This window comes from Miniphocaeibacter sp. (assembly GCF_049276255.1).
In the GTDB taxonomy this organism is placed as follows: domain Bacteria; phylum Bacillota; class Clostridia; order Tissierellales; family Peptoniphilaceae; genus Miniphocaeibacter.
Map to the genome: position 1 here is coordinate 1 of NZ_JBASWB010000040.1, position 2,486 is coordinate 2,486.

Below are 2,486 nucleotides of genomic sequence, written 5' to 3' on the forward strand. Positions count from 1 at the left end.
TGGAATGTATAATCTTATTTTCACTTATTTGGCAAATGTTCTAAACAAAATTGTACTTTCAGAAATAGTGATTTTTATTTTATCAATAATACTATTACTATTTGGAATATATTTATTAGGGAAATTACAAAAGGAGGAAGATTGTGAAAAATACGAAAGTTAAATTTATTTTATTAATAGGGTTGGTGTTACTTGTTTTAGTAGGATGTGAAAAAAGTTTGAATTGAAGAAATTTAAGGAAGATGAGGTAAAAAGCAAGGCACAGAATATTATTGAACTAGTTAACAATAGAGACTATGAAAAAATATATAATGATAATATTTCCGATTTAATAAAAACTACAGTTACGTATGAGGAATATTATAAATCCATGGAAGAAATAAGTAAGATTTTAGATAAATTAGGTAAACTTAAAGAGTATGAAAAATATGATATTATAGAGCAAGAAGAAAATGGGAATACATATGCTACTATTCAGTATGTAGTTAAGTATGAAAATGAAAAGGCTGTTTATACTTTAGGATTCGATGAAGAATATAAGCTTATAAATATCTTTATAAAATAAATATTAGACTAAGAGAATATTTAAATATATGGTAGATTAATATGAATTATATTTCAATAATAATAGATTAATCTTGCTTACATAGGTTCATTTTTAGGTAATGGAATTTTAGTGGATATAGTTATGAGCTTCAATGAAAAAGTAGATGATAGGGAAAAATTAATATAATTAGTTAAATTATTACAATATCTACAAAATGTCAAAGATAAGTCTTATAGGTGTTTTTTTAAGAATACTTTAAGCAAACTCAAGTATTATATATTTAAAGTTAATAAACTTTTTCATATACAACTTCCTTTTAAAAAAGACGAGATGAAAAATCTCGTCTTTTTTTGTTGTTTATTAGGTTATATTGCCCAGTTTCCGTCTTTGAATATTTCTATTTCTTCACCATCTTCAGTTATTCCAATAATAGATAAGTCGCTAGAGCCAACCATAAAATCTTCATGGATTAAAGCGTCGTTTACACCATGGGCCTTTAATTCTTCATCGGTCATTTCTGTTCCACCTTCAATACAAGTTGGATATGCTTTTCCAAAAGCAAAATGACAAGATGCGTTTTCATCAAATAAGGTATTAATAAATAATATATTTGAATTTGAAATAGGACTGTCATAAGGTACCAAAGCCACTTCTCCTAAATATTTTCCATTTTCATCTACAGAAAACATATCATCTAAATATTTTTTACCAATTTTTGCATCATATTCTACAACTTTACCATCTTTAAAGGTGAATTCCATTTCATCTATAATATTACCACCATAGTTTAATGGTTTTGTAGAAAATAATTTTCCATTAACTCCGTCTTTTTTGGGTAGGGTAAAGACTTCTTCTGTTGGCATATTTGCAATAAACACAGTATTATTTGCATTAGTACTACCTGCAGAAAGCCAAATATGTCCTTTAGGTAATTCAACTTCTAAATCTGTTCCTTTGGAGTTTGTATAATGTAATTTTACAAATTTCTTTTCATTTAAGAAACTTGCATTTCTATCCATTTCAGCTACATGCTTGTCCCATTCTTCTATTGGGTTTTCCTTATCTACTCTTGTAGTATAAAATATTGCTTCCCATAATTTTTTAACTGCCTCGTCTTCGCTAAGTTCAGGGAATACTCTTTTTGCCCAGCCTTTTGTAGGAACAGAAACAACACACCATGAATTTATATCATTCATTGTATATTTCATATTTTCCTTATTAGCAAGAGAAGCAACTTTATTATAGGTGGCTATTTTAATTGGATCAACATTTTTTAATAGTTCAGGATCAGTTGCTGAAACTGAAATAATGGCAGCACCTTTTTCATAATAATATTTACTTTTATCTACTGCCCATTGTGGATATTCTTCAAATACCTCCATAGGAGCATTTTCATATTTTAACAATGTTAATTCATCATCTAACCAATTTACAATTACTTCAGAAGCTCCTTTTTCATAGGATTTTTTTGCTAAAGCTCTAGCAAAATCTGCTCTTTCAATTGGACAGCTAATTACTACAGGCTGACCTTCTTGTATATTTATGCCTTTTGTAACAACTAGATCAGCGTATTTTAATAAATTTGTCTCTAAATTATTCATATTTCACCTCAAGAAGATTATAACATTAAAATCATTATAATTTTCAAAAATATAAAGTAATAGATAAAAAATATACAATCATCTTAAAACATTATATAATTTAATAGGAAGTTTAAATAATTTAACCAAGGGGGAACTTATGGAAATTTTGGATTTAGTAAAAAGGGAAGATGTTAATAAAAAATATACTTGGGATCTTTCACTAATATATAAAAATGATGATGAATATGAAAAAGATATTGAGACTTTGAATATATTAGTAGAAAAATTTGTAAAAAATTACGAGGGGAAAATAACTAGTGTAGAACTAATTATTGACTCTTTAAAAGATTATTCTC

The 2,486-nt window shown here is 26.8% G+C and carries 2 protein-coding genes and 1 pseudogene; 2 read left to right on the plus strand and 1 reads right to left on the minus strand.

Annotated features, from left to right (window positions below):
* Nucleotides 1-223 precede the first annotated feature (223 nt).
* A complete protein-coding gene (locus WAO56_RS03805) occupies nt 224-565 on the plus strand; it encodes a DUF3887 domain-containing protein (protein ID WP_422143763.1) in 342 nt (113 codons plus the stop codon).
* A 347-nt stretch (nt 566-912) separates the two neighbouring features.
* On the opposite strand, the gene WAO56_RS03810 is transcribed toward WAO56_RS03805, so the two are convergent.
* A complete protein-coding gene (locus WAO56_RS03810) occupies nt 913-2,148 on the minus strand; it encodes an aminopeptidase (RefSeq protein WP_422146280.1) in 1,236 nt (411 codons plus the stop codon).
* Between the two features lie 139 nt (nt 2,149-2,287).
* Here WAO56_RS03810 and WAO56_RS03815 point away from each other — a divergent pair.
* Nucleotides 2,288-2,486: pseudogene (locus tag WAO56_RS03815) on the plus strand (oligoendopeptidase F); the annotation flags it as partial.

Excerpts from the sequence above, each read along its gene's own strand:
- WAO56_RS03810 (WP_422146280.1), bottom strand. The coding sequence starts at position 2,148 with ATGAATAATTTAGAGACAAATTTATTAAAATACGCTGATCTAGTTGTT.